This is a genomic window from Pseudomonas poae (assembly GCA_028869255.1).
In the GTDB taxonomy this organism is placed as follows: domain Bacteria; phylum Pseudomonadota; class Gammaproteobacteria; order Pseudomonadales; family Pseudomonadaceae; genus Aquipseudomonas; species Aquipseudomonas poae_C.
Genome location: CP110972.1, coordinates 677644 through 701341 on the forward strand (window position 1 = coordinate 677644; position 23698 = coordinate 701341).

The 23698-nt window shown below is 61.6% G+C and carries 22 protein-coding genes and 2 pseudogenes; 8 read left to right on the top strand and 16 right to left on the bottom strand.

What is annotated here, in order from left to right; translation table 11 throughout:
* Positions 1-28 precede the first annotated feature (28 nt).
* The 5 genes and pseudogenes from dnaX to LRS56_03230 all read left to right on the top strand — a co-directional run bounded on the left by dnaX (position 29) and on the right by LRS56_03230 (position 5696).
* Positions 29-2079: pseudogene (dnaX, locus tag LRS56_03210) on the top strand (DNA polymerase III subunit gamma/tau).
* Between the two features lie 42 nt (positions 2080-2121).
* Complete coding sequence (locus tag LRS56_03215; GenBank protein ID WDU63572.1) at positions 2122-2460, top strand: YbaB/EbfC family nucleoid-associated protein; 339 nt, start codon at positions 2122-2124, stop codon at positions 2458-2460.
* A 183-nt stretch (positions 2461-2643) separates the two neighbouring features.
* Positions 2644-3678: an NADP-dependent oxidoreductase gene (locus LRS56_03220; GenBank protein ID WDU63573.1), complete on the top strand. Its 1035-nt coding sequence runs from the start codon at positions 2644-2646 to the stop codon at positions 3676-3678.
* A 66-nt stretch (positions 3679-3744) separates the two neighbouring features.
* Positions 3745-4347 (top strand): recombination mediator RecR, encoded by a 603-nt coding sequence (gene recR, locus LRS56_03225; GenBank protein WDU63574.1) that lies wholly within the window; start codon positions 3745-3747, stop codon positions 4345-4347.
* A 200-nt stretch (positions 4348-4547) separates the two neighbouring features.
* Positions 4548-5696, top strand: a complete 1149-nt coding sequence (locus tag LRS56_03230) for an acyl-CoA dehydrogenase family protein (protein ID WDU63575.1) — start codon at positions 4548-4550, stop codon at positions 5694-5696.
* A gap of 134 nt (positions 5697-5830) precedes the next feature.
* Here the strand turns inward: LRS56_03230 and LRS56_03235 are convergent, their stop codons facing one another.
* A complete protein-coding gene (locus LRS56_03235; protein ID WDU63576.1) occupies positions 5831-6379 on the bottom strand; it encodes an adenine phosphoribosyltransferase in 549 nt (182 codons plus the stop codon).
* 80 nt (positions 6380-6459) lie between these two features.
* Positions 6460-7194 (bottom strand): fumarate/nitrate reduction transcriptional regulator Fnr, encoded by a 735-nt coding sequence (gene fnr, locus LRS56_03240; protein ID WDU63577.1) that lies wholly within the window; start codon positions 7192-7194, stop codon positions 6460-6462.
* 150 nt (positions 7195-7344) lie between these two features.
* Here fnr and LRS56_03245 point away from each other — a divergent pair, with 150 nt between their 5' ends.
* Positions 7345-7812 (top strand): hypothetical protein, encoded by a 468-nt coding sequence (locus LRS56_03245; protein ID WDU63578.1) that lies wholly within the window; start codon positions 7345-7347, stop codon positions 7810-7812.
* Here LRS56_03245 and hemN read toward each other — a convergent pair whose 3' ends face one another.
* The 6 genes and pseudogenes from hemN to ccoG all read right to left on the bottom strand — a co-directional run bounded on the left by hemN (position 7813) and on the right by ccoG (position 14747).
* Complete coding sequence (gene hemN / locus LRS56_03250; GenBank protein ID WDU63579.1) at positions 7813-9195, bottom strand: oxygen-independent coproporphyrinogen III oxidase; 1383 nt, start codon at positions 9193-9195, stop codon at positions 7813-7815.
* Positions 9196-9296: 101 nt separating this feature from the next.
* Positions 9297-9980, bottom strand: a complete 684-nt coding sequence (locus LRS56_03255; protein WDU63580.1) for a sulfite exporter TauE/SafE family protein — start codon at positions 9978-9980, stop codon at positions 9297-9299.
* Positions 9973-10191 carry a cbb3-type cytochrome oxidase assembly protein CcoS gene (gene ccoS, locus LRS56_03260; GenBank protein ID WDU63581.1) on the bottom strand — a complete coding sequence of 73 codons (219 nt, stop codon included), beginning with the start codon at positions 10189-10191 and terminating at the stop codon, positions 9973-9975. Before ccoS ends, LRS56_03255 begins: the two co-directional genes overlap by 8 nt.
* Before the next feature lie 22 nt (positions 10192-10213).
* A pseudogene (locus LRS56_03265) lies at positions 10214-12663 on the bottom strand (heavy metal translocating P-type ATPase).
* Positions 12664-12776: 113 nt separating this feature from the next.
* Positions 12777-13316: a FixH family protein gene (locus LRS56_03270; protein WDU63582.1), complete on the bottom strand. Its 540-nt coding sequence runs from the start codon at positions 13314-13316 to the stop codon at positions 12777-12779.
* Between the two features lie 15 nt (positions 13317-13331).
* Positions 13332-14747: a cytochrome c oxidase accessory protein CcoG gene (gene ccoG, locus LRS56_03275; GenBank protein WDU63583.1), complete on the bottom strand. Its 1416-nt coding sequence runs from the start codon at positions 14745-14747 to the stop codon at positions 13332-13334.
* A 633-nt stretch (positions 14748-15380) separates the two neighbouring features.
* On the opposite strand from ccoG, the gene LRS56_03280 reads away from it, so the two are divergent.
* Positions 15381-16055: a hypothetical protein gene (locus tag LRS56_03280; protein WDU63584.1), complete on the top strand. Its 675-nt coding sequence runs from the start codon at positions 15381-15383 to the stop codon at positions 16053-16055.
* A 77-nt stretch (positions 16056-16132) separates the two neighbouring features.
* On the opposite strand, the gene ccoP (LRS56_03285) is transcribed toward LRS56_03280, so the two are convergent.
* From ccoP (LRS56_03285) to ccoN (LRS56_03320), 8 genes are all read right to left on the bottom strand, one after another.
* Complete coding sequence (gene ccoP / locus LRS56_03285) at positions 16133-17110, bottom strand: cytochrome-c oxidase, cbb3-type subunit III (protein WDU63585.1); 978 nt, start codon at positions 17108-17110, stop codon at positions 16133-16135.
* Positions 17107-17292, bottom strand: coding sequence for a CcoQ/FixQ family Cbb3-type cytochrome c oxidase assembly chaperone (locus tag LRS56_03290; protein WDU63586.1), 186 nt, complete (start codon positions 17290-17292; stop codon positions 17107-17109). Before LRS56_03290 ends, ccoP (LRS56_03285) begins: the two co-directional genes overlap by 4 nt.
* Positions 17293-17297: 5 nt before the next feature.
* Positions 17298-17906 carry a cytochrome-c oxidase, cbb3-type subunit II gene (ccoO, locus tag LRS56_03295; GenBank protein ID WDU63587.1) on the bottom strand — a complete coding sequence of 203 codons (609 nt, stop codon included), beginning with the start codon at positions 17904-17906 and terminating at the stop codon, positions 17298-17300.
* Positions 17906-19348, bottom strand: coding sequence for a cytochrome-c oxidase, cbb3-type subunit I (ccoN, locus tag LRS56_03300; protein ID WDU63588.1), 1443 nt, complete (start codon positions 19346-19348; stop codon positions 17906-17908). Before ccoN (LRS56_03300) ends, ccoO (LRS56_03295) begins: the two co-directional genes overlap by 1 nt.
* Positions 19349-19763: 415 nt before the next feature.
* Entirely contained in the window at positions 19764-20678 is a 915-nt protein-coding gene (gene ccoP / locus LRS56_03305; protein WDU63589.1) for a cytochrome-c oxidase, cbb3-type subunit III, read from the bottom strand.
* Entirely contained in the window at positions 20675-20875 is a 201-nt protein-coding gene (locus LRS56_03310; protein ID WDU63590.1) for a CcoQ/FixQ family Cbb3-type cytochrome c oxidase assembly chaperone, read from the bottom strand. Before LRS56_03310 ends, ccoP (LRS56_03305) begins: the two co-directional genes overlap by 4 nt.
* A gap of 3 nt (positions 20876-20878) precedes the next feature.
* Positions 20879-21487 carry a cytochrome-c oxidase, cbb3-type subunit II gene (gene ccoO / locus LRS56_03315; protein ID WDU63591.1) on the bottom strand — a complete coding sequence of 203 codons (609 nt, stop codon included), beginning with the start codon at positions 21485-21487 and terminating at the stop codon, positions 20879-20881.
* A 10-nt stretch (positions 21488-21497) separates the two neighbouring features.
* On the bottom strand, positions 21498-22922 hold the full coding sequence (gene ccoN / locus LRS56_03320) for a cytochrome-c oxidase, cbb3-type subunit I (GenBank protein ID WDU63592.1): 1425 nt from the start codon (positions 22920-22922) through the stop codon (positions 21498-21500).
* Positions 22923-23001: 79 nt separating this feature from the next.
* On the opposite strand from ccoN (LRS56_03320), the gene LRS56_03325 reads away from it, so the two are divergent.
* Complete coding sequence (locus tag LRS56_03325) at positions 23002-23694, top strand: alpha/beta hydrolase (GenBank protein WDU63593.1); 693 nt, start codon at positions 23002-23004, stop codon at positions 23692-23694.
* Positions 23695-23698 lie beyond the last annotated feature (4 nt).

A 23698-nucleotide genomic window follows, 5' to 3' on the forward strand; every position in this document is an offset into this window, starting at 1 on the left:
TTCCGCTTCCCAGTTGCGACGGTTTTCGATGAGTTATCAGGTTCTTGCACGTAAATGGCGTCCGCGCTCGTTCCGCGAAATGGTCGGCCAGACCCATGTGCTCAAGGCTCTGATCAATGCCTTGGACAGCCAGCGGCTGCACCACGCCTACCTGTTCACCGGTACCCGGGGGTGGGCAAGACCACTATTGCGCGCATCATCGCCAAATGCCTGAACTGTGAAACCGGTATCACTTCGACGCCCTGCGGCACCTGCTCGGTGTGCCGGGAAATCGACGAAGGGCGTTTCGTCGACCTGATCGAGATCGACGCCGCGAGCCGCACCAAGGTCGAAGACACCCGCGAGCTGCTGGACAACGTGCAGTACGCGCCGAGCCGTGGCCGCTTCAAGGTCTACCTGATCGACGAAGTGCACATGCTGTCCAGCCACTCTTTCAACGCGCTGTTGAAAACCCTGGAAGAGCCGCCGCCCTACGTCAAATTCATTCTGGCCACCACTGACCCGCAGAAACTTCCGGCCACTATTCTGTCGCGGTGCCTGCAGTTCTCCCTGAAAAACATGACGCCTGAGCGCGTGGTCGAGCATTTGACCCATGTGCTGGGCGTCGAGAACGTACCGTTCGAAGACGACGCGCTGTGGCTGCTCGGCCGCGCCGCTGACGGCTCGATGCGTGATGCCATGAGCCTCACCGACCAGGCCATCGCCTTCGGTGAAGGCAAGGTCATGGCCGCCGATGTGCGTGCCATGCTCGGCACCCTCGACCACGGCCAGGTGTTCGACGTGCTGCACGCGTTGATCGAGGGCGACGCCAAGGCGTTGCTCGAGGCCGTGCGGCATTTGTCTGAACAGGGCCCGGACTGGAACGGCGTGCTCTCGGAAATCCTCAATGTGCTGCACCGCGTGGCCATCGCCCAGGCCCTGCCTGAGGGTGTCGACAATGGTCATGGCGACCGCGACCGCGTGTTGGCCCTGGCCCAGGCGTTGCCGGCCGAAGATGTACAGTTTTACTACCAGATGGGCCTGATCGGCCGCCGCGACCTGCCCCTGGCCCCGGACCCGCGTGGTGGCTTCGAAATGGTCCTGCTGCGAATGCTGGCGTTCCGGCCAGCGGATTCGGCAGATGCGCCGAGACAGCCGCTAAAGCCAGTGGGGATCAGCCAGGCCACAGTTGATTCCGCCAAACCAGTGGCTGGCGCGGCGGTGGTTGCGCCAGTGGTTGCTGCGCCGGTGCCCGAGCCTGAGCCGGTGGTGGTTGCGCCCGTGGTTGCGCCGGCGCCTGAGCCGGTGGTCGTGCCCGAGCCTGAGCCCGTGGTCGACCTGCCGTGGAATGACCCGGTAGAGGTCGAGCCGGAAGTCGAGCTGCAGCCCGCCGTGGAGCCCGTGCTCGAAACCAGCGGCGAGCAGCCCGAGCTGACGCCGATGCCTGCGCCGACCCCCGACAGTGTGGTGCCGGCCGCGCCCGAGTGGGTTTCTGCGCCGGTTCCGGAGCCGACCGTGGCCCAGGTAGAAGCCGCTACCCCGGGCATCGACCTCGACGACGAACCGCCGCTGGACGAAGACTACATCGAGCCGGACATGGATTCGGCCTACAGCTACCTGGACGACCTGGCCAGCGAGCATACCGCCGAGCCGGCCCCGGAACCCGAGGCCGAGCCTGCAGCGGCGCCGGCCACCGGCCTGGCCCTGCAATGGTTGGAATTGTTTCCGAAATTGCCAATTTCCGGCATGACCGGCAGCATCGCCGCCAACTGCACCCTGATCGCCGTCGACGGTGACCACTGGCTGTTGCACCTGGACCCGGCCCATAGCGCCCTGTTCAACGCGACCCAGCAGCGTCGCCTCAACGATGCATTGAACCAGTACCATGAGCGCACGCTGACCATCGCCATCGAGCTGATCAAGCCCGAGCAGGAAACCCCGGCCCAGGCTGCCACCCGTCGGCGTATCAACCGCCAGCGTGAGGCCGAAGACTCGATCCATGGCGACCCGCTTATCCAGCAAATGATGCAACAGTTCGGTGCGGTCGTCCGTCACGATACTATTGAACCTGTCGAAGCCCCGGTGCCCCAGGCGTCCTGACACCGGGCTACTTATTGATCCACGTACTTTGAGGTGATTCCCATGATGAAAGGTGGCATGGCCGGCCTGATGAAGCAGGCGCAGCAGATGCAGGAAAAAATGGCCAAGATGCAGGAAGAACTGGCCAACGCCGAAGTCACCGGTAAAGCCGGTGGCGATATGGTCAGCGTGGTGATGACCGGTCGTCACGACATCAAGCGCGTGAGCATCGACCCAAGCGTATTGCCAGGCGTAGGCGAAGATGACCTGGAAATGCTCGAGGCGCTGTTCGCCGCGGCCGTCAACGACGCCGTGCGCAAGATCGAAGCCAACAGCCAGGAAAAAATGGGCGGCGTGACCGCCGGCATGCAATTGCCACCGGGCATGAAGCTGCCGTTCTGATCGACGAGCTTTAGCTAGACTCCAATGCCAGGCCCAGTGCCTGGCATTTTTATTTGTGGTGGTGGCGAGCAGGCTTGCCCGCGCTGGGCTGTGAAGCAGCCCCAATACGTCATCCGAGCTGAACCCCGGCACTGCCCCCATGGTCTGCACCCTATACCGAAGCATTCGTTAAAGGAGCCCCAGATGCCTCAAGAACCGATTCTCAACCAGCGCATTGTCCTGGTCTCGCGCCCCCAAGGTGCACCGACCCCGGAGAACTTTCGCCTGGAGCGTGTGAACCTGCCGGAGTTGGCAGACGGCCAGGTCCTTTTGAAAACCCTGTACCTGTCCCTCGACCCTTACATGCGCGGACGCATGAGCGACGCTCCGTCCTACGCAGCGCCGGTGGAAATCGATGAAGTGATGACCGGTGGTGCTGTCAGCCGTATCGAGCAGTCGCGCAATCCAAAATTCGAAGTGGGCGACCTGGTGGTCGGTGCCACCGGCTGGCAGAGCCACAGCATCTCCGATGGTCGCAACCTGATGCCGGTGCCCAAGGGCCTGGCCAGCCCGTCCATGGCCTTGGGTGTGCTGGGCATGCCCGGCATGACCGCGTACATGGGCCTGATGGACATCGGCCAGCCCACGGCTGGGGAAACCCTGGTGGTGGCGGCAGCCTCCGGCGCCGTGGGCTCGGTGGTGGGGCAGGTGGCCAAGCTCAAGGGCTTGCGCGTGGTCGGTATTGCGGGCGGCGCCGACAAGTGCCGCTATGTGGTGGACGAATTGGGCTTTGATGCCTGTATCGACCACAAGAGCGCGGAGTTTGCCGACGAACTGGCCCAGGCCTGTTTCAAGGGCGTGGATATCTACTTCGAAAACGTCGGCGGTAAGGTATTCGATGCGGTGCTGCCGCTGCTCAACCCCAAGGCGCGCATTCCGCTGTGCGGATTGATCGCCGGCTACAATGCCCATGAGGCGCCAAGCGGGCCTGACCGATTGCCTGCGTTGCAACGCACTTTGCTGACCAAGCGGGTGCGCATCCAGGGCTTTATCGTGTTTGATGACTATGGCGATCGCCAGCCTGAATTCCTCAGCGCCATGGCGCCATGGGTGCGCGATGGCAAGATCAAGTTCCGTGAGGACGTGGTCGATGGCCTGGAGCAAGCGCCTGAAGCCTTTATCGGTTTGCTGGAAGGGCGCAACTTCGGCAAGTTGGTGGTACGCGTCGCACAGGATTGAGGATTTGACGCTAATCCGGGGCGCGGGTATAAACCGCGTCTCGTTGTTTTGTCGGACCATTCGCCCATGAGCTTCAGCCCCCTGATTCGCCAACTGATCGACGCGCTGCGCACTTTGCCAGGCGTCGGCCAGAAAACCGCCCAACGCATGGCGCTGCAACTGCTGGAGCGTGATCGCAGCGGCGGCACGCGGTTGGCCCAGGCCCTGAGCCAGGCCATGACCGGGGTCGGCCATTGCCGCCAGTGCCGCACCCTGACCGAAGAAGAACTCTGCCCGCAATGCGCCGACCCGCGCCGCGACGATACGCTGCTGTGCGTGGTGGAAGGGCCGATGGACGTGTATGCGGTGGAGCAGACCGGTTATCGCGGGCGCTACTTTGTGCTCAAGGGCCATTTGTCGCCGCTGGACGGCCTGGGGCCGGAGGCGATTGGTATTCCGCAATTGGTGGCGCGGATTGAAGAGCAGGGCACCTTTGCCGAGGTGATCTTGGCGACCAACCCGACGGTTGAAGGTGAAGCGACGGCGCATTACATCGCGCAGCTGTTGACCAACAAAGGCTTGATCACCTCGCGTATCGCCCACGGCGTGCCGCTGGGTGGCGAGCTGGAATTGGTGGATGGCGGCACGCTGGCGCACTCATTTGCCGGGCGCAAACCGATCGCCCTCTAAGCAACAAAGCCGTTCAAAAGGTGGGAGCGGGCTTGCTCGCGAATACGCAGTGTCAGTCACCAGATGTGTTGACTGATCCACCGCCTTCGCGAGCAAGCCCGCTCCCACATTCGTTTTGTGGTGTGTGTGATAGCTACGTCCAGCTTGATAACCAAGCAAGCGCTTGGTAATTTCGCTCCACCTCTGCGTGGAGTTTGCCGATGTCTGCCTACCAGGACTACTTCGACCCCAGCCACCAATTGATCCGCGACAGCGTGCGCCGTTTCGTCGAGCGCGAGATGTTGCCGGGCATCGAGCAATGGGAAGAGGCCGAAAGCTTTCCTCGCGAGCTGTACCTCAAGGCAGGCGCAGCGGGGCTTCTCGGTATCGGTTACCCCGAAGCCTTGGGCGGCAGCCACGAAGGTGATCTGTTCGCCAAAGTCGCGGCCAGCGAAGAACTGATGCGCTGCGGGTCCGCTGGCGTGGTGGCGGGCTTGGGCTCGCTGGATATCGGCTTGCCGCCGCTGGTCAAATGGGCGCGGCCCGAGGTGCGCGAACGGGTGGCGCCGCAGGTGTTGGCAGGTGAGAAGATCATTGCGCTGGCCGTTACCGAGCCGGGTGGCGGCTCCGATGTGGCCAACCTGCAGACCCGTGCCGTGCGCGACGGCGAGCATTACCGCGTGAGCGGCAGCAAGACGTTTATCACCAGCGGCATTCGTGCCGACTTCTACACCGTCGCTGTGCGCACCGGCGGGCCGGGCTTTGCCGGCATCAGCCTGTTGCTGATCGAGAAAAACACCCCAGGGTTCACCGTCGGCCAGCCCCTGAAGAAAATGGGCTGGTGGGCGTCGGACACGGCTGAATTATTCTTCGACGATTGCCCAGTGCCTGTCGGCGATTTGATTGGCGCCGAGAACATGGGCTTCGCCTGCATCATGGGCAACTTCCAGAGCGAACGCCTGGCCTTGGCCCTGATGGCCAATATGACCGCGCAGCTGGCCTTGGAGGAAAGCCTCAAGTGGGCCAGCCAACGGGAGGCGTTCGGCAAGCCTATCGGCAAGTTCCAGGTGCTCAAGCATCGCCTGGCGGAAATGGCCACGGCGGTGGAAGTCTCGCGGGAATTCACCTACCGCCAGGCGGCGAAGATGGCCGCCGGCAAAAGTGTGATCAAGGAGATCTCCATGGCCAAGAACTTCGCCACGGATACCGCCGATCGCGTCACCTATGATGCCGTGCAGATCCTCGGCGGCCAGGGCTATATGCGCGGCAGCCTGGTGGAGCGGCTGTACCGCGACAACCGCATTCTGTCCATCGGTGGCGGCACTCGCGAGGTGATGAATGAAATCATCAGCAAGCAGATGGGGCTCTGATCTGCGCTGTTCTTTCGGGCCTCATCGCGGGCAAGCCCGGCTCCCACAGGTGATCGGGTTCACACATTCATTTCTGTGAATGTGATCACCTGTGGGAGCGGGCTTGCCCGCGATGAGGCCGGTACAGACAACCGTTACCGTTCAGTCAACGCAAACTGCGTCAGGCAAAACGTCGGTATGCCCATATCTTCCAGGCGCTGCGAGCCGCCCAGCTCCGGCAGGTCGATAATCGCCGCCGCTTCGAAGATCTTCGCGCCCATGCGCCGCACCAGGTTGGCCGCTGCAATCAAGGTGCCGCCGGTGGCGATCAGGTCATCGAACATCAGCACCGAGTCGCCTTCGCACAGGCTGTCGGCGTGCACTTCGAGAAAGGCTTCGCCGTATTCGGTCTGGTAACCCTCGGCCAGCACGTCAGCCGGCAGCTTGCCCTGCTTGCGAAACAGGATCAGCGGTTTGTTCAGTTGGTAGGCGATGATCGAGCCGATCAGGAAGCCGCGAGCATCCATCGCGCCGATGTGGGTGAAATCGGCTTCGACATAGCGCTGGGCAAAGGTGTCGGCCACCAGGCGCAAGGCCCTGGGCGATTGGAACAGCGGGGTAATGTCACGAAAGATCACCCCAGGCTTGGGGAAGTCGATGACAGGGCGGATCAGGGATTTGATGTCGAACGAATCGAAAGTCATCGTCGCAGAGTCCTGGGGTGGAAAACGGACTCGAAGTATACCTGCGGCCTCGCCGATTGGCGCGGCCGCAAGCCTTTGCATCAACTTTCCAGGGAGCCACCGGCCAGCGCGCATAGCTGGATCGGGTCGAGGATATGCACTTCCTTGCCTTCGGCGGCGATCAGCTGGTTCTGCTGGAAGCGGGTAAATACGCGGGACACGGTTTCCACCGCGAGGCCCAGGTAATTCCCGATTTCATTGCGCGACATGCTCAGGCGGAACTGGTTGGCCGAGAAACCACGGGCACGGAACCGCGCCGACAGGTTGACCAGGAAGGTGGCGATGCGCTCGTCGGCGGTTTTCTTCGACAACAGCAGCATCATTTGCTGGTCGTCACGAATTTCGCGGCTCATGACGCGCATCAGTTGGCGGCGCAGTTGCGGCAATTGCAGGGCCAGTTCGTCGAGGCGCTCGAAGGGGATTTCGCACACCGACGTAGTCTCCAGGGCCTGGGCCGACACCGGGTGAATCTCGGTGTCCATGCCCGACAACCCGACCAGCTCGCTGGGCAGATGGAACCCGGTGATCTGCTCTTCGCCGCCGTCGCTCAGGCTGAAGGTCTTCAATGCACCCGAACGTACTGCATAGACGGAATCGAACTTGTCGCCCTGGCGAAACAGAAACTCGCCTTTTTTCAGCGGGCGACCGCGTTTAACGATCTCGTCCAGCGCATCCATGTCTTCCAGATTCAGCGAAAGTGGCAGGCAGAGGGGGGCCAGGCTGCAATCCTTGCAATGAGCCTGGCTATGAGCGCGCAGTTTAACTGGCTCGGACATTTCTTAAATCCTTGTGGGAAAACACACATAAGACGTAAGGGTAACGCACTGGGGGGCGCTGAGGCCAGCTTGTACAAAAACCGGCAACGGTATAAAGTTTTTTGTATCTGCGCCGATACAAGGGCATTCCTACACGCCGGAGCTCGGACCATGTCTGTCATTGCCGCCTACAATCCTGCCATCCGAGTGCCTGCAGTGCCGAGCGCGAAGTCAGCCGCCGAACCTGCCGTAAAGACCCAGGCCGCTGCGCCGGCTGCTGAAACCAAAGGCGTGGAAGGCGTGACGGTGACGATTTCCGGCGCGGCGTTCAAGGCGGTGGCGGTGGCCAGTAAAGCCAATTCCGACATCGATGACAGTGGCTTGGATGAAAGCGTTAAACAGATCCTCAAAATGATCCGCAAGCTCAAGCAACAGATCGCCGAGAAAATGGCCGAGCTCCAGGCGGTCGCGAATGACAACAGCCTGACGCCGGAGCAGGCCCGGGTGAAGACCAACAACATCCAGGGCGCTATCAGTGCGCTGCAGGCCGGCTTGATGACCTCCCAGGGCTCCTTGCTCAAGGCGATGAAAAGCATGAGCGCTGATGGCGCGCTCAAGGCCGCCTCGCTGGCGATGTAACTAGATCACCCGTGAAAAGCGCTGCCGATTCTGGTGCTCCAGATAGGCATCGAACACCATGCACACCGACCGCACCAGCAGCCTTCCGGCTGGCAGCACACGAATGCCCTGGGCGTCCAGCGCGATCAGGCCGTCTTGCGCCATGGCCTCGAGTTGCGGCCATACGTCGTCGAAATACCCGCGAAAATCAATGTTGAAGGCGTGTTCAACCTGCTCGAATGCCAGGCTGAACGTGCAGATCAACTGCTGAATCACCTCCCGTCGCAACCGGTCGTCAGTGGTGCAGCGCAAGCCACGGCTGGTGGCCAACTGCGCGCCGGCCAGGGTGTTCTGGTAGGCGCTGAGGTCACTGGTGTTCTGGCAATACAGGTCGCCGATCTGGCTGATGGCCGACACGCCAAGCCCGATCAGGTCGCAATGACCATGGGTGGTATAGCCCTGGAAGTTGCGCTGCAGGGTGCCTTCTTCCTGGGCGATGGCGAGTTCGTCGTCCGGCAGGGCAAAGTGGTCCATGCCGATATAGCGATAACCGGCCTGGGTCAGTTGCTCGATGGTGGTTTGCAGCATCAGTAGCTTGGACGCAGGCGACGGCAAGTCGTCGGTGTCGATGCGCCGCTGGGGCATGAAACGCTCCGGCAGGTGCGCATAGTTGAACACCGACAGGCGGTCCGGTTGCAGCCTGATCACTTCCTCCACGGTGCGGGCGAAGTTGATCGGTGTCTGCTTGGGCAGGCCGTAGATCAGGTCGATATTGATCGAGCGAAACTGCAGGGTGCGCGCCGCATCAATGACCGCACGGGTTTCTTCCAGGCTTTGCAGGCGGTTGACCGCGCGCTGCACGTCCGGGTCGAGGTCTTGCAGGCCGATGCTCACGCGGTTGAAGCCCAATTCGCGCAGCAGGCCCATGGTGGCCCAGTCTGCCTCACGCGGGTCGATCTCGATGCCGTAGTCGCCGGAGTCATCATCCAGCAAATTGAAGTGCTGGCGCAGGCAACCCATCACCTGGCGCAGTTCATCATGGCTGAGAAAGGTCGGCGTTCCGCCGCCGAAGTGCAGCTGCTCCACCGGCTGTTTCGGGTCGAGGTGGCAGGCCACCAGCTGGATCTCCTGCTCCAGGCGTTGCAGGTACGCGTGGGCGCGGCCACGGTCCTTGGTGATCACCTTGTTGCAGGCGCAGTAGTAGCAAATGTTCGCGCAGAACGGCACATGCACATACAGCGACAACGGGCGTGCGGCCTTGCGGCTGTCGCGCAGGGCGTGGAGCAGGTCGAAAGTGCCGACCTGGCTGTCGAATTGTACGGCGGTGGGGTAGGACGTGTAGCGCGGTCCCGCCAGGTCGTAACGGTGAATCAGATTGGTGTCCCAACGAATGGCGTCGAGCATGCGGGCGTTCCCCCGGATAGGCTAGTGGGCCGAGTCTAGGGGCGTGACCGGCGAGCCATGTTGATTTGCATCAACGGGGAGCGGCGCTATGCCACACCTTATCAGTGGCCCATTAGCCAATGCTGATGTGGACCGGGAAGTGTCCACCCCCCGAACAGAATCACCAGCAGCCCCCCGGCCATGCGCACACTGCGTTTACGCAAAAGCGCCGTCACCCGTTCAGCCGCCAAACCCGTCGCCAGCAGCACCGGCCAGGTGCCCAACCCAAACGCCAGCATCAGCAACGCACTGTCCAGCGCATTACCCTGGCTCGCGGCCCACAGCAGGGTGCTGTAGACCAACCCACATGGCAGCCAGCCCCACAGCGCGCCCAGCAGCAACGCACGCGGCAGGCTGGACACCGGCAGCAAACGGTTGGCGACGGGCTGTAGGTAGCGCCACAGGCCGCGCCCGAGGCTTTCGATGCGGGTCAGGCCGCTCCACCAGCCAGCCAGGTACAGGCCCATGCTGATCAACAGCAAGCCGGCGAGTACGCGCATGAACATCGCCGCGGGGCTGTTGGCCACCGCCCAGCCAGCCAGGCCGATCAGCAGCCCGGCAGTGGCGTAGCTGAGGATGCGCCCCAGGTTGTACGCCAGCAGCAGGCGGAAACGACGGCTGCGTTGCTCCTTGGGGATTGCCAGGGTCAGTGCCCCCATCAGCCCGCCGCACATGCCCAGGCAGTGGCCGCCGCCGAGCAGGCCGAGGATCAACGCGGAGACCAGCAATGGCGCCAATTCAAGCATGGGGCGGTTCTTTAGGGGCCTGCGGTTGCTCCGGCCTGTTGGCTTCGTCGATGGCGGCCAGGTGGTTCGGGTCCTGGTCGTCGAACAGCACGCTGTGGGCCGGACCGTCGAGGTCGTCGTACTGGCCGCTGTCCACCGCCCAGAAGAAGATGTAGATGGCGACCCCCACCAACAGCAGCGCCGCCGGAATCATCACGTATAAAGCTGGCATCTGCACTCCATGCCCGCACGGCTCAAGCCGGCAGTGGGCGGGTTACTGAGGGGGCGCCTGGGGCCTGCGCGCTCGGCAGGCGAGTCAGGCGCAGGGCGTTGAGCACCACGGTCAACGAACTGAGGGACATGCCGATCGCCGCCCAGATCGGGGTGATCCAGCCCAGGGCAGCAAACGGCAGCATCAGGCCATTGTACAGCCCGGCCCACAGCAGGTTTTCAATGATTACCCGACGGGTGCGTCGTGCCAGGCTAAAGGCTTGCACCAGCGCGTCGAGCCGGTTGGACAGCAGCACCGCGTCGGCGCTGGTCTTGGCCAGGTCGGTGGCCGAACCCATGGCCACGCTGATATCGGCGGCGGCGAGCACCGGCACATCGTTGACGCCATCGCCGAGCATCAGCACCTTGCGACCTTGCTTGTGCAAGTGTTGCAGCACGTGCAGCTTGTCGTCGGGGCGCAGGCCGCCGTGGGCTTCGTCGATGCCCAGTTCGGCAGCCACACTGGCGACCATCGGCGAACTGTCTCCGGACAGCAGCAGTGTGCGCCAGCCGCGAGCCTTGCAGGCGGCCAGCAGGGCAGGGGCGTCGCTGCGCAGGCGGTCATCCAGCACGAACCAGGCGAGCGCACCGTCACGGTCGCCCAGCAGCAGCCATTGGCCGGCTTCGTTTGGCGAGGCGGGGATCGGGCAGCCACTGAGTTCGCAGACAAAACCGGGCTGGCCGATGCGCAGCAGGCGTTCACCCACGCGACCTTCCAGGCCCAGTCCGGGAAGCTGAGCACCTCATCGGCGGCCAGCGGGGCACGCCCGAAGGCCCGCGCAATCGGGTGCTCAGAGCGCTGTTCAAGGGCGGCGGCGAGCGCCAGGCACAGGTCGCTGCTGGCGCTGCCCAATGGGCGGATCGCTCTCAACGCCAAGCGGCCTTCGGTGAGGGTGCCGGTCTTGTCGAAAATCACCGTGTCGATCTGGTTCAAGCCTTCCAGCACATGACCACGGGTCAGCAGCAGCCCGAGTTTGTGCAGGGTGCCGGTGGCGGCGGTGAGGGCCGTCGGTGTGGCCAGGGACAGCGCGCACGGGCAGGTGGCGACCAGCATCGCCAGCACGATCCAGAATGCCCGCGATGCATCCAGTTCCCACCACACCAGGCCGATCACGGCGGCGGCCATCAGCGAGCACAGCAGGAACCACTGCGCGGCGCGGTCGGCGATTTGCGCCAGGCGCGGTTTCTCGGCCTGCGCCCGCTCCAGCAGGCGCACGATGGCGGACAGCCGCGTGTCATGGCCCAGCGCGCGTACTTCGACGGTCAGGGCTCCTTCGACATTGAGGGTGCCGGCGGTAACCGCCTCGCCGACGTGCCGCGGTTGCGGCAGGTATTCACCGGTGAGCAGCGACTCATCGACGCTAGATTGGCCGTCGAGGATCACCCCGTCCGCCGGCAGTACCGCACCGGGGTGCACCAGCACGCGGTCACCCACCGCCAGTTCGCTGAGCAGGATGCGTTCACTCTGGCCATCGCCTTTGAGGCGCAGGCACGAGGCGGGCAACAGGTTGACCAACTGCGCGGTGGCGGCGGCCGTACGCTCGCGTGCGCGGCGCTCCAGGTAGCGGCCGGCCAGCAGGAACAGCGCGAACATGCCGACGGCGTCGAAATACAACTCGCCCACCCCGGTGATCGCGGTCCAGATGCCCGCCAGGTACGCACCGCCAATCGCCAGGGACACCGACACGTCCATGGTCAGGTGGCGGGTGCGCAGGTCACGCAGGGCGCCTTTGAAAAATGGCGCGCAGCTGTAGAACACGATGGGTGTTGTAAGAAACATCGCAACCCAGCGCAGGATCACGTGCAGCTCCGGGCTCAGGTCGATATTGAATTCCGGCCAAGTAGCCATGGTCGCCATCATCGCCTGGAACCACAACAAGCCGGCCACTCCCAGTTGGCGCAAGGCCAGGCGGTTTTCACTGGCCAGTTGTTCGGCGGCGCGGTCGGCCTGATAAGGGTGGGCGGCGTAGCCGATGTGGCGCAGTTCGCTGAGCAACTGGCTCAATGGCAATTGCCCATCGGCCCAACGCACGTGCAGGCGATGGTTGGACAGGTTCAGCCGCGCCTCGGCCACCGCGGGCAGGCTGCGCAGGTGTTTCTCGATCAGCCAGCCACAGGCCGCGCAGCTGATGCCTTCCATCAACAGCGTGGCTTCGGCGAGATCGCCCTCGTGGCGCACAAAGGGTTTTTGCACATCGGCGCGGTCGTACAGCGCCAGTTCGTCTACCAACTGCACTGGCAGCGCCTCGGGGTTGGCCGAGGCTTCGCTGCGGTGCTGGTAATAGCTTTCCAGCCCACCGGCCACGATGGCTTCGGCCACTGCCTGGCAGCCTGGGCAGCATAGCTCGCGGCGCTCGCCGAGGATCACGGCGGTAAAGCGGTTGCCGCGCGGGACGGGCAGGGCGCAGTGGTAGCAAGGGGTTGGGGTGGTCATGGTTTGAAATCTATAGTGGCTGTCAGGGCCTCTTCGCGGGCAAGCCCACTTCCACATTTGGAACGCGTTCCAAATGTGGAAGTGGGCTTGCCCGCGATGCGCGAAGCGCGGCTTTATTTTTTCAGGTCTTCAGCACCCTGCAATGGTTCGTCGCCCAGCAGCAAGTCCTTGTCGTGGCTGACCTGTTCTTCTTCGAACATACGCCAGGTGCGATCGCCTTCCACACCGAGCAATTCGACGAAGCGCCGCCCTTCGACCTTGTCGGTGACCTGGCCGATATAGCGCCCGGGTTCGCTGGCGCTGAGGGCCAGGTTGATCTTGCGATCCTTCTCCGGCTGGGTCGGGGAAATCAGGTTCAGCTCCAGGGTCGCCGGGTTGCTGTTGCCGCTCAGGTGCACCTCGACTTCACCGGTCAGCTCGTCCAGGTGCACTTTGGCACGCAGCTGCAGGGTCTGGGCCAGGAGCTCGCGGTCCAGGGAGCGGTTGATGCCCTTGCCGGCCTCGTAGTAATTGTCGTTGACCAGGTTGTCCGGGTTGTTCACCGCGATGGTGACCATGGACAAGGTCAAGGTCACCGAGCAGGCCAGGATCCCAACGATGATCCAGGGCCAGAGGTGCTTGTACCAGGGGCTTGCGGCAGTAGCTGCGGGCATTGTTGTGCTCTCTGTTTAACGGACTTGGGGGCCGATGAATCGGCTCTTGGCTTCAATACGAACACTGTCGTCATCGGCGTCGGTGAGGATGAATTTGACCTCGTTGGTACTCGACGGCAATTGCTCCGGCGCGCTCGACAACTCCACCGGCATACTGACGATATCGCCGGCGGCCACCTTGATTTCGCGCCGGCCTTGCAGCTTGAGGTCCGGCAGGCCTGCGGCGTCGAGCACGTAGGTGTGGTCGCGCTGGTCCTTGTTCATGATCTTCAGGCTGTAGACGTTTTCGATCCGCCCCTCGGCGTTTTCGCGGAACAGCACGCGGTCCTTGCTCACGTCGAAGCCCACCAGCGAGCGCATGAAAAACGCGCCGGCCAACAGGCCGATCATCGTCAGCAACACCAGTGCATAGCCAATCAAACGCGGGCGCAGCTTGTGGGTTTTCTGCCCGGACAGGTTGTGCTCGGTGGTGTAGCTGATCAGGCCGCGTGGGTATTCCATCTTGTCCATGATGTTGTCGCAGGCGTCGATACAGGCGGCGCAACCGATGCATTCGATTTGCAGGCCGTCGCGGATGTCAATACCGGTGGGGCACACCTGCACGCACATTGTGCAGTCGATGCAATCGCCCAGGCCCTGGGCCTTGTAGTCGATGCCCTTTTTACGCGGGCCGCGCACTTCGCCACGGCGCGGGTCGTAGGAGACGATCAGGGTGTCCTTGTCGAACATCACGCTCTGGAAGCGTGCATACGGGCACATGTAGATGCACACCTGCTCGCGTAACCAACCGGCGTTGCCGTAGGTGGCGAGGGTGAAGAAGCCGACCCAGAAATACGACCAGCCGTCGGCCTGGCCGGTGAAGAAGTCGAACACCAATTCGCGGATCGGCGAGAAGTAGCCGACGAAGGTCATGCCGGTGGCAAAGCCTATCAGCAGCCACAGCGTGTGCTTGCTGAATTTGCGCAGGAATTTGTTGGCGCCCATCGGGGCTTTGTCGAGTTTGATGCGCTGGTTGCGGTCGCCTTCGGTGACCTTTTCGCACCACATGAAAATCCACGTCCACACGCTTTGCGGGCAGGTATAGCCACACCACACGCGCCCGGCGTAGACCGTGATAAAGAACAGGCCAAACGCCGCAACAATGAGAATGCCCGAGAGCAGGATGAAGTCCTGGGGCCAGAAGGTCGCGCCAAAAATGAAGAATTTACGCTCCGGCAGGTTCCACCACACGGCCTGGTGGCCCCCCCAGTTCAGCCACACCGTGCCGAAGTAGAGCAGGAACAACGCGGCGCCACCGAGCATGCGTAAATTGCGGAACAGGCCGGTGAAGGCGCGGGTGTAGATTTTTTCTCGCGACGCGTAGAGGTCGACGGGCTGGTTCGTATTTTGGGCAGGCGGGGTAACGTCATGTACCGGTATCTGGTCGCTCATCATTGCATCCCACGGCGGTGGAGATTTGCCTCGGCCAGTACGTGCCAACCGGGGTCAAATTAAGGGTGTTGCAGTGGCGTAATGATACGCCCCCGATCCTTGGCAAAGGGTGCGACCTTTGGTCGCGTTGGGGGAAATCAATTGATGGTGTACGTGATCTGGATCAATTGACAGGGGAAGTATGGACGTTTTTGGCCAGTAAGCAGGTCATTCGTCCCATGGATTAATCAGCGACACCGGTGGACGTGAGGTCGGCTTTTTGACACCTCTTGTGCCTGGATTACTTCGCGGCTGGAAATAGTGGTAATGGTCATGAAATAACTTCCCTGAGTCAGGATTCAATGCAGATGCGTTACTACTTTGTTGTGGGGCTGCAAGCCCGATACAGTGGAAAGTCCTACATTGAATAGAGACTGGTCTAGCTGTTAGGCGCATTACATTCTTATCATCCAAGCGGTTTCTTTTTACACATGCTGAATTTTTTTGTAGGAACGAATTGTGTCGGTGCTGCCACTTACCCAGTACCAAATTTGGTTTGAAGTTTGGATGGTTCGTAAGGGGCGCTCTTGCAGGTGCTTTTTTATAAATTTTAATGAGTGTTCTTTAATATTATTTTTAGCTCAGGAGAGGTTCATGAGTGTAGCTTCTACTAATAGGTTGCCAGACTTGGCGACCCGCCAAGGAGTGGCACCTGCGGTAAATCCAGTGTCCGAAAATGCCTTCAAGGCTTTGAGCAATCGAGGCATGGCCGTTTATCTGAGCACTAATTTTTCCAAGTTTACTGACCTCAGGCAGCCAGGTGTCGTTACCCGCGAATCGTTGGAAACAGTAGCGCGCAGCGGCTCGCAGGAGGGGAGCGAAGCTCAGTTTTCGAAGTTTGCCCTTGCGCTGCTGGGTAATCCCGGGCTCATGGAAAAACTGGCACGCGGTGGCGATATTAATCGTGCGAGTGTCGCTGCCTTTATTCATCCTCAGAACGGCCACTTCAGCAGCAAGTCGGATCTCGATCTCACGTGGCATTTACTTAGTAATTTCAGCACTTTTTCCAAACCACACACGTTCGTCGTGGGGCGCAATGCCAGTGAGACGGAGAATGTGGTGACACGCGACACCCTGCAGCGGGTCAAAAACTCGAATAGTTCGAGTCGATACACTAACGAGCACAGACTGTTTGCAAGTGAGCTGCTGTTGCGCTCGTCGCTCGTCACTAAAATTCTGGATGGGTTAGGTGGGTCCGGGTTTGTAAATATGATTTCCCATACTGTGTTGAACGAATGGCTCACTCTGGGTAATCGCAGCAGGATATAAGCCTTGATCGGGCCGGGCGGCTCAAATAAAAAAGCCCCGCAAGTGCACACCTGCGGGGCTTGTTCTGCTGGGGAATGTTATTCGGTGTCAGCAGATTTATCGCCATGGGACAAGCTGTAAACATACGCCGCCAGCAAGTGCACTTTGTCATTGCCTTGCAACAGCTCCTGAGCAGGCATCTGGCCCTGACGGCCGTAACGGATGGTTTGCTGCAGTTGGGCGTAGCTCGAACCGTAGATAAATGCGCCCGGGTGAGTCAGGTCCGGTGCGCCCATTGCCGGGGTGCCTTTACCGGCAGGGCCGTGGCAGGCCACGCAGTTGGCGGCGAACAGTTTTGCGCCGTTGGCCACGTCGGCCTTGGCGCCTTCCGGCAGTTTGCGGCCATCGAGGTTGGTCACCACAAAACCGGCCACATCGGCCACGCCTTGCTCGCCGATGACTTCGGCCCAGGCCGGCATCACCGCATGGCGGCCTTTCATGATGGTTTCCTTGATGGTCGCCGGTTCGCCGCCCCAGCGCCAGTCGGCGTCAGTCAGGTTGGGGAAGCCGTAGGCGCCTTTGGCGTCGGAACCGTGGCATACCGAGCAGTTGGAGGCGAACAAACGGCCACCCATCTTCAGGGCTTGCGGGTCCTTGGCCACTTCTTCAATCGGCATCGCTGCGAATTTGGCGAAGATCGGCCCGAACTTGGCTTCCGACTTGGCCATTTCCTTTTCCCATTCATGCACGCCGGTCCAGCCGGTCTGGCCGTTGGCAAACGGGGTTTGCTTGTCGTTGTCGAGGTAGTTGTAGCCCGGCAGCAAGCCCTTCCAGTTGCCCAGGCCAGGGTACAGTGCCAGGTAGCCGAGGGCGAAAATGATGGTGCCGACGAACAGCATGAACCACCACTTGGGCAGCGGGTTGTCGTACTCCTCGATGCCGTCGAACGAGTGGCCGACCGTCTCGTCGGTTTGCTCGGCGCGCTGGCCCTTGCGGGTCGACAGCAGCAGCCAGGTCAGGGCGAAGATGGTACCCAGACTGAGGACTGTGACGTACAGACTCCAGAACGTAGTCATTCTTTGTTACTCCTAGAAGCTTGCTCGACGTGCTTGATGGCTTCGGGATCATCCGCAAAAGGCAGCATGGTCGCGTCGTCAAACTCCGACTTGCGCCGGGGGCTGAACACCCACAGCGCCAGGCCGATAAAGGCCACCATCACCACAACGGTGCCCAGGCCTCGAATCATCCCGATATCCATGAAGGTCACCGTTTGCTTTTGATGATGGTGCCAAGGCCTTGCAGGTAGGCCACCAATGCGTCCATTTCGGTCTTGCCCTTCACGGCTGCGGCTGCACCGGCGATGTCTTCGTCGGTGTAGGGCACGCCCAGGGTGCGCAAGACTTCCATTTTCTTCGCGGTGTCCTTGCCGTCGAGCTTGTTTTCCACGAGGAACGGGTACGCCGGCATTTTCGACTCGGGCACCACGTTGCGCGGGTTGTACAAGTGCGCACGCTGCCAGTCATCGGAGTAACGCCCGCCGACACGGGCCAGGTCCGGGCCGGTGCGCTTGGAGCCCCACAGGAACGGGTGGTCCCACACGCTTTCACCGGCGACCGAGTAATGGCCGTAGCGTTCGGTTTCGGCACGGAACGGGCGGATCATCTGCGAGTGGCAGCCCACGCAACCGTTGGCGATGTAGACGTCGCGGCCTTCCAGTTCAAGCGCGGTACGCGGCTTCATGCCTTCGACCGGCTTGTTGGTCACGTCCTGGAAAAACAGCGGAACGATCTGCGTCAGGCCGCCGATACTCACGGCGATGACCATGAAGAAGGCCAGCAGGCCGATATTCTTCTCGACTACTTCGTGCTTCATCAGTGGGCTCCCACTACGGCGATCTTGGCGGCGGCTTCAGCTTGCGCAGGGTCGGAGGCACGCACGGTGCGCCAGACGTTGTAGGCCATGAGCAACATGCCGCTGGCAAAGAACGCACCGCCCAGGGCACGAACGATATAGCCCGGGTGGCTGGCTTGCAGCGCTTCGACGAAGGAGTAGGTGAGGGTGCCGTCATCGTTGATCGCACGCCACATCAGGCCCTGGGTAATGCCGTTGACCCACATCGAGGCGATGTAGAGCACGGTGCCGATGGTGGCGAGCCAGAAGTGCGCGTTGATCAGCCCGACGCTGTGCATCTGCGCACGGCTGAACAGTTTGGGGATCATGTGGTACAGCGCGCCGATAGAGATCATCGCCACCCAACCGAGGGCGCCGGCGTGGACATGGCCGATGGTCCAGTCGGTGTAGTGGGACAGCGAGTTGACGGTCTTGATCGCCATCATCGGCCCTTCAAAGGTCGACATGCCGTAGAACGCCAGCGATACCACGAGGAAGCGCAGGATCGGGTCGGTGCGCAACTTATGCCAGGCGCCCGACAGGGTCATCATGCCGTTGATCATGCCGCCCCAGCTCGGAGCGAGCAGGATGATCGACATCGCCATGCCCAGCGACTGCGCCCAGTCCGGCAATGCGGTGTAGTGCAAGTGGTGCGGGCCAGCCCAGATGTACAGGGTGATCAGCGCCCAGAAATGCACGATGGACAGGCGGTACGAGTAAATAGGACGTTCGGCCTGCTTCGGCACGAAGTAGTACATCATCCCCAGGAAGCCGGTGGTCAGGAAGAAACCCACGGCGTTGTGGCCGTACCACCACTGGATCATCGCATCCGTCGCCCCGGCGTAGGCCGAGTAGGACTTGAACAGGCTTACTGGTAGCGAGGCGTGGTTGACGATGTGCAGCATCGCCGTCACCAGGATAAACGCGCCGTAGAACCAGTTGCCCACGTAGATGTGCTTGGTTTTGCGCTTGACGATGGTGCCGAAGAACACCACGGCGTAGGTCACCCAGACAATCGCGAGCAAAATCGCGATCGGCCATTCCAGCTCGGCGTATTCCTTGGTGGTGGTGTAGCCCAGCGGCAGGGTGACGATGGCGCCGACGATAACGGCTTGCCAGCCCCAGAAGGTGAAGGCCGCGAGGCCGTCGGAGATCAGTCGCGTCTGGCAGGTTCGCTGCACGACATAGTAGGAGGTGGCAAACAATGCACATCCGCCGAAGGCGAAGATCACCAGGTTGGTGTGCAGCGGGCGCAGGCGGCCGAAGGTTGTCCATGGCAAACCGAAATTCAATTCCGGCCACACCAGTTGCGAGGCGATGAACACCCCGAGCCCCATGCCAAGGATCCCCCAGACCACCGTCATGATGGCGAACTGGCGGACTACCTTATAGTTATAAGCAGTCGGACTGATTGCTGTGCTCATTCTAAGGTTCCACGGTTTAGGTTTTTTTATAGTTGAAATCGGCCGCAAGTATGGACAAACCGATAGGCCATTGCAACGCAATGGCTGACCTGTATCAATGCGTTCCGCGCCAGATTCTGCGCCCTTTCCATGTTTGGCGTAAGGACAAAATCAGAAATCGAAAGCTGATCGAGTGGACAAGAATTTTTCCAGGCCGCAACGGATACCGTTGCGTACGCCAAAACCGCCCGCTGTGCAGCAAGCGTAGACCCGAATGGCAGGGGGGAAAGTTGTGCTTTGGAAGGGTGTGACGAAGGGCCGCAGGGCGGCAGCCATTGGTGGCACGTTGTCCGCCGCAAGAAAAAACGGCTGCAAGATTCAAGTTGGGGGCTCTTCTCTTGCAGCTTGAAGCTCAAAACTGGCAGCTCACCCGCTGCTATTGATGGGACAGGCTATACACGTAAGCCGCCAGCAGGTGCACCTTGTCATTGCCTTGCAGCACTTCCTGCGCCGGCATCTGGCCTTGGCGGCCGTGGCGGATGGTCTGCTGCAACTGCGCAAGGCTGGTGCCGTAGATATAGCCGGCCGGTTTGGTCAGGTCAGGTGCGCCCATGGCTTCCATGCCGTGGCCTTGTGGGCCGTGGCAAGCCACACAGGTGGTGCTGAACGCGGCCTGGCCGGCCGCCAGGTCAGCCGTGCTGTCGGCCGGCAGTGGCAGTTTGGCCAGGTCGTGGCGCACATAGGCGGCGACGTTTTTCACGCCGTTGTCGCCGAGTATTTCGCCCCAGGCCGGCATCGCCGCGTGGCGACCGTTGAGGATGGTGGCCTTGATCGCTTCGGCCGAACCGCCCCAGCGCCAGATGTTGTCCGCCAGGTTCGGGAAGCCGAATGCACCCTTGGCATCCGAGCCGTGGCACACCGCGCAGTTGGAGGCGAACAGGCGCCCGCCCATTTTCAGCGCCTGCGGGTCTTTCGCCACTTCTTCCACGGGCATGGCCGAGAATTTGGCGAAGATCGGCCCGAATTTGGTGTCGGCCCTGGCCATTTCCTTGTCCCATTCCTTGGCCGAGGTCCAGCCGTCTTCATAGCCCGGCAGCACGCCTTTCCAGTTGCCCAGGCCCGGGTAGAGGATCAGGTAGCCGACGGCAAACACCAGGGTGCCGACGAACAGCATGAACCACCACTGGGGCAGCGGGTTGTCGTATTCCTCGATGCCATCAAAGGCGTGGCCCATGGTCTGGTCGACGCTGCCACGGGTTTCGCCCTTGCGGGTGCCGATCAACAGCCAGGTCAGGCCGATCAGGCTGCCGAGGGTCAGTACGCAGATCCATGTACTCCAGAAAAGGGTCATGGCTGGTTGCTCCTTGTTGCAGGCTCTTCTTGAGCGTCGGATGGAGTGGGTTCATCGGCGAAGGGCAGCAGGCGCGCCTGCTCGAATTCCGCATTGCGCTTGTTGTTGAACACCCACAGCGACAGGCCGATAAAGGCGATGGCGACCACCAGCGTGCCGAGGCCGCGGAGGGTGCCTGCATCGAATTCAAATCCCATGGCTCACCTCTTGCTCTTGATGGCAGTGCCGAGCACTTGCAGGTACGAAACCAGCGCGTCCATCTCGGTCTTGCCCTTGAGGCTGGCCACTGCGCCACTGATGTCGTCGTCGCTGTACGGCACGCCGAGGGTGCGCATCACGTTTAACTTGGTCTCGGTGTGGCTGCTGTCGACCTGGGCGGTGACCAGCCAGGGGTAGGCCGGCATCTTCGACTCGGGTACCACGTTGCGCGGGTTGTACAAGTGCGCGCGGTGCCAGTCGTCCGAGTAGCGTGCGCCGACGCGGGCCAGGTCCGGTCCGGTGCGCTTGGAGCCCCACAGGAACGGGTGGTCCCACACGCTTTCGCCCGCTACCGAGTAGTGGCCGTAGCGCTCGGTCTCGGCGCGGAACGGGCGGATCATCTGCGAGTGGCACTGTACGCAGCCTTCGCGGATATAGATGTCGCGGCCTTCGAGTTGCAGCGCGGTGTAGGGCTTCATGCCTTCGACCGGCTTGTTGGTCACGTCCTGGAAAAACAGCGGGACGATCTGGGTCAGGCCGCCGATGCTCACGGCGAGCACCATCAGCAGCATCAGCAGGCCGACGTTCTTTTCAATCGTTTCGTGTTTCATCGTCGACTCCTCAGGCCATCTGCGCGGCGTTGGCGGCTTCGGCGGGCTGCGCCGAGCGCACGGTGCGCCAAGTGTTGTAAGCCATCAGGAACATGCCGCTGAGGAAGATCGCACCGCCCACCAGCCGCACGATGAAGCCAGGGTGGCTGGCCACCAGGGTTTCGACGAAGGAGTAGGTCAAGGTGCCGTCTTCGTTGACCGCACGCCACATCAGGCCCTGAGCGATACCGTTGACCCACATCGACGCGATGTAGAGCACGGTGCCGATGGTGGCCAGCCAGAAGTGCGCGTTGATCAGGCCGAGGCTGTACATCTGCTCGCGGCCGAAGATTTTCGGGAGCATGTGGTACAGCGCGCCGATGGAGATCATCGCCACCCAACCGAGGGCGCCGGCGTGGACGTGGCCGATGGTCCAGTCGGTGTAGTGGGAGAGGGCGTTGACCGTCTTGATCGCCATCATCGGGCCTTCGAAGGTCGACATGCCGTAGAAGGCCAGGGACACCACCAAAAAGCGCAGGATCGGGTCGCTGCGCAACTTATGCCAGGCGCCCGAGAGGGTCATCATGCCGTTGATCATGCCGCCCCAGCTCGGTGCCAGCAGCACCAGCGACATCACCATGCCCAGCGACTGTGCCCAGTCCGGCAACGCGGTGTAGTGCAGGTGGTGCGGGCCGGCCCAGATGTACAGGGTGATCAGCGCCCAGAAGTGCACGATCGACAGGCGATAGGAATACACCGGACGCTCGGCCTGTTTGGGTACGAAGTAGTACATCATCCCGAGGAAACCGGCGGTGAGGAAAAAGCCTACCGCGTTATGCCCATACCACCACTGCACCATGGCATCCGTCGCACCGCCGTAGAGCGAGTAGGACTTGGTCAGGCTGACCGGGATTTCCAGGTTGTTGACGATATGCAGGATGGCCACGGTGATGATGAACGCACCGAAAAACCAGTTACCGACGTAGATATGCTTGGTGTTGCGCTTCATCACCGTGCCGAAGAACACGATGGCGTAGGCCACCCAGACGATGGTGATGAGGATGTCGATCGGCCATTCCAGCTCGGCGTATTCCTTGGAACTGGTGTAGCCCAGCGGCAAGGTGATCGCGGCCAAAACGATGACCAACTGCCAGCCCCAGAAGCAGAACGCGGCGATTTTCGGCGCGAACAGCTGCGTCTGGCAGGTACGCTGCACCGAGTAAAACGAGCTGGCGAACAGCGCGCAGCCGCCAAAGGCGAAAATCACTGCGTTGGTGTGCAGCGGGCGCAAGCGGCCGAAGCTGGTCCAGGGCAAATCGAAGTTGAGCGCGGGCCACACCAATTGGGCGGCGAGAAAAACCCCGAGCCCCATGCCGACGATGCCCCACACCACCGTCATAATGGCGAATTGGCGGACCACCTTGTAGTTATAGGCGGTACTTAAAGTAGTGTTCATGGTTCCCCATCCACGGTTCAACCCAAGCAAATGCGGCACTTGGGCTGGAGTTATAGGCAGACTAAATAGCGAGGCAAGCATGGGCAAAGAGCACAAGGCCAGTATTGACGGGGATCAATGGGCGCAGTGTGTGCGCGAATGCGGCTGGTTGTGGAATGCGGCAACAGGGTCTATCGCGCGTGCGCCTGCCACCCTGATCCTGGCCCACGGGGCGGGCGCACCGATGGACTCAGCCTTTATGAACGACATGGCTGCACGCCTTGCCCGGCATGGCGTGAACGTGGTGCGCTTCGAGTTTCCCTACATGGCCCAGCGCCGCGTGGACGGCGGTAAACGCCCGCCGAACCCGGCGCCCAAACTGCTGGAATGCTGGCGTGAGGTGTATGCGCAGGTGCGACGTCATGTCGCTGGGACATTGGCGATTGGCGGTAAGTCGATGGGCGGGCGCATGGCCAGTTTGTTGGCGGATGAGCTGGGTGCTGATGGGTTGGTGTGTTTGGGTTATCCGTTCTATGCGGTGGGCAAACCGGAGAAACCACGCACTGAGCACCTGGCCGGGTTGAACACGCCGACGCTGATTGTGCAGGGTGAGCGCGATGCCCTGGGGAATCGGGCGGCGGTGGAAGGTTATGACGTGGCGCCGAGCATCGAGGTGATGTGGCTGGTGGCGGGGGATCATGATTTGAAGCCGTTGAAGGCTTCGGGGTTTAGCCATGAGCAGCATCTGGAGGCTGCGGCGGTGAGGGTGGCTGGGTTTCTCGGCGGCCTTTAGGGCC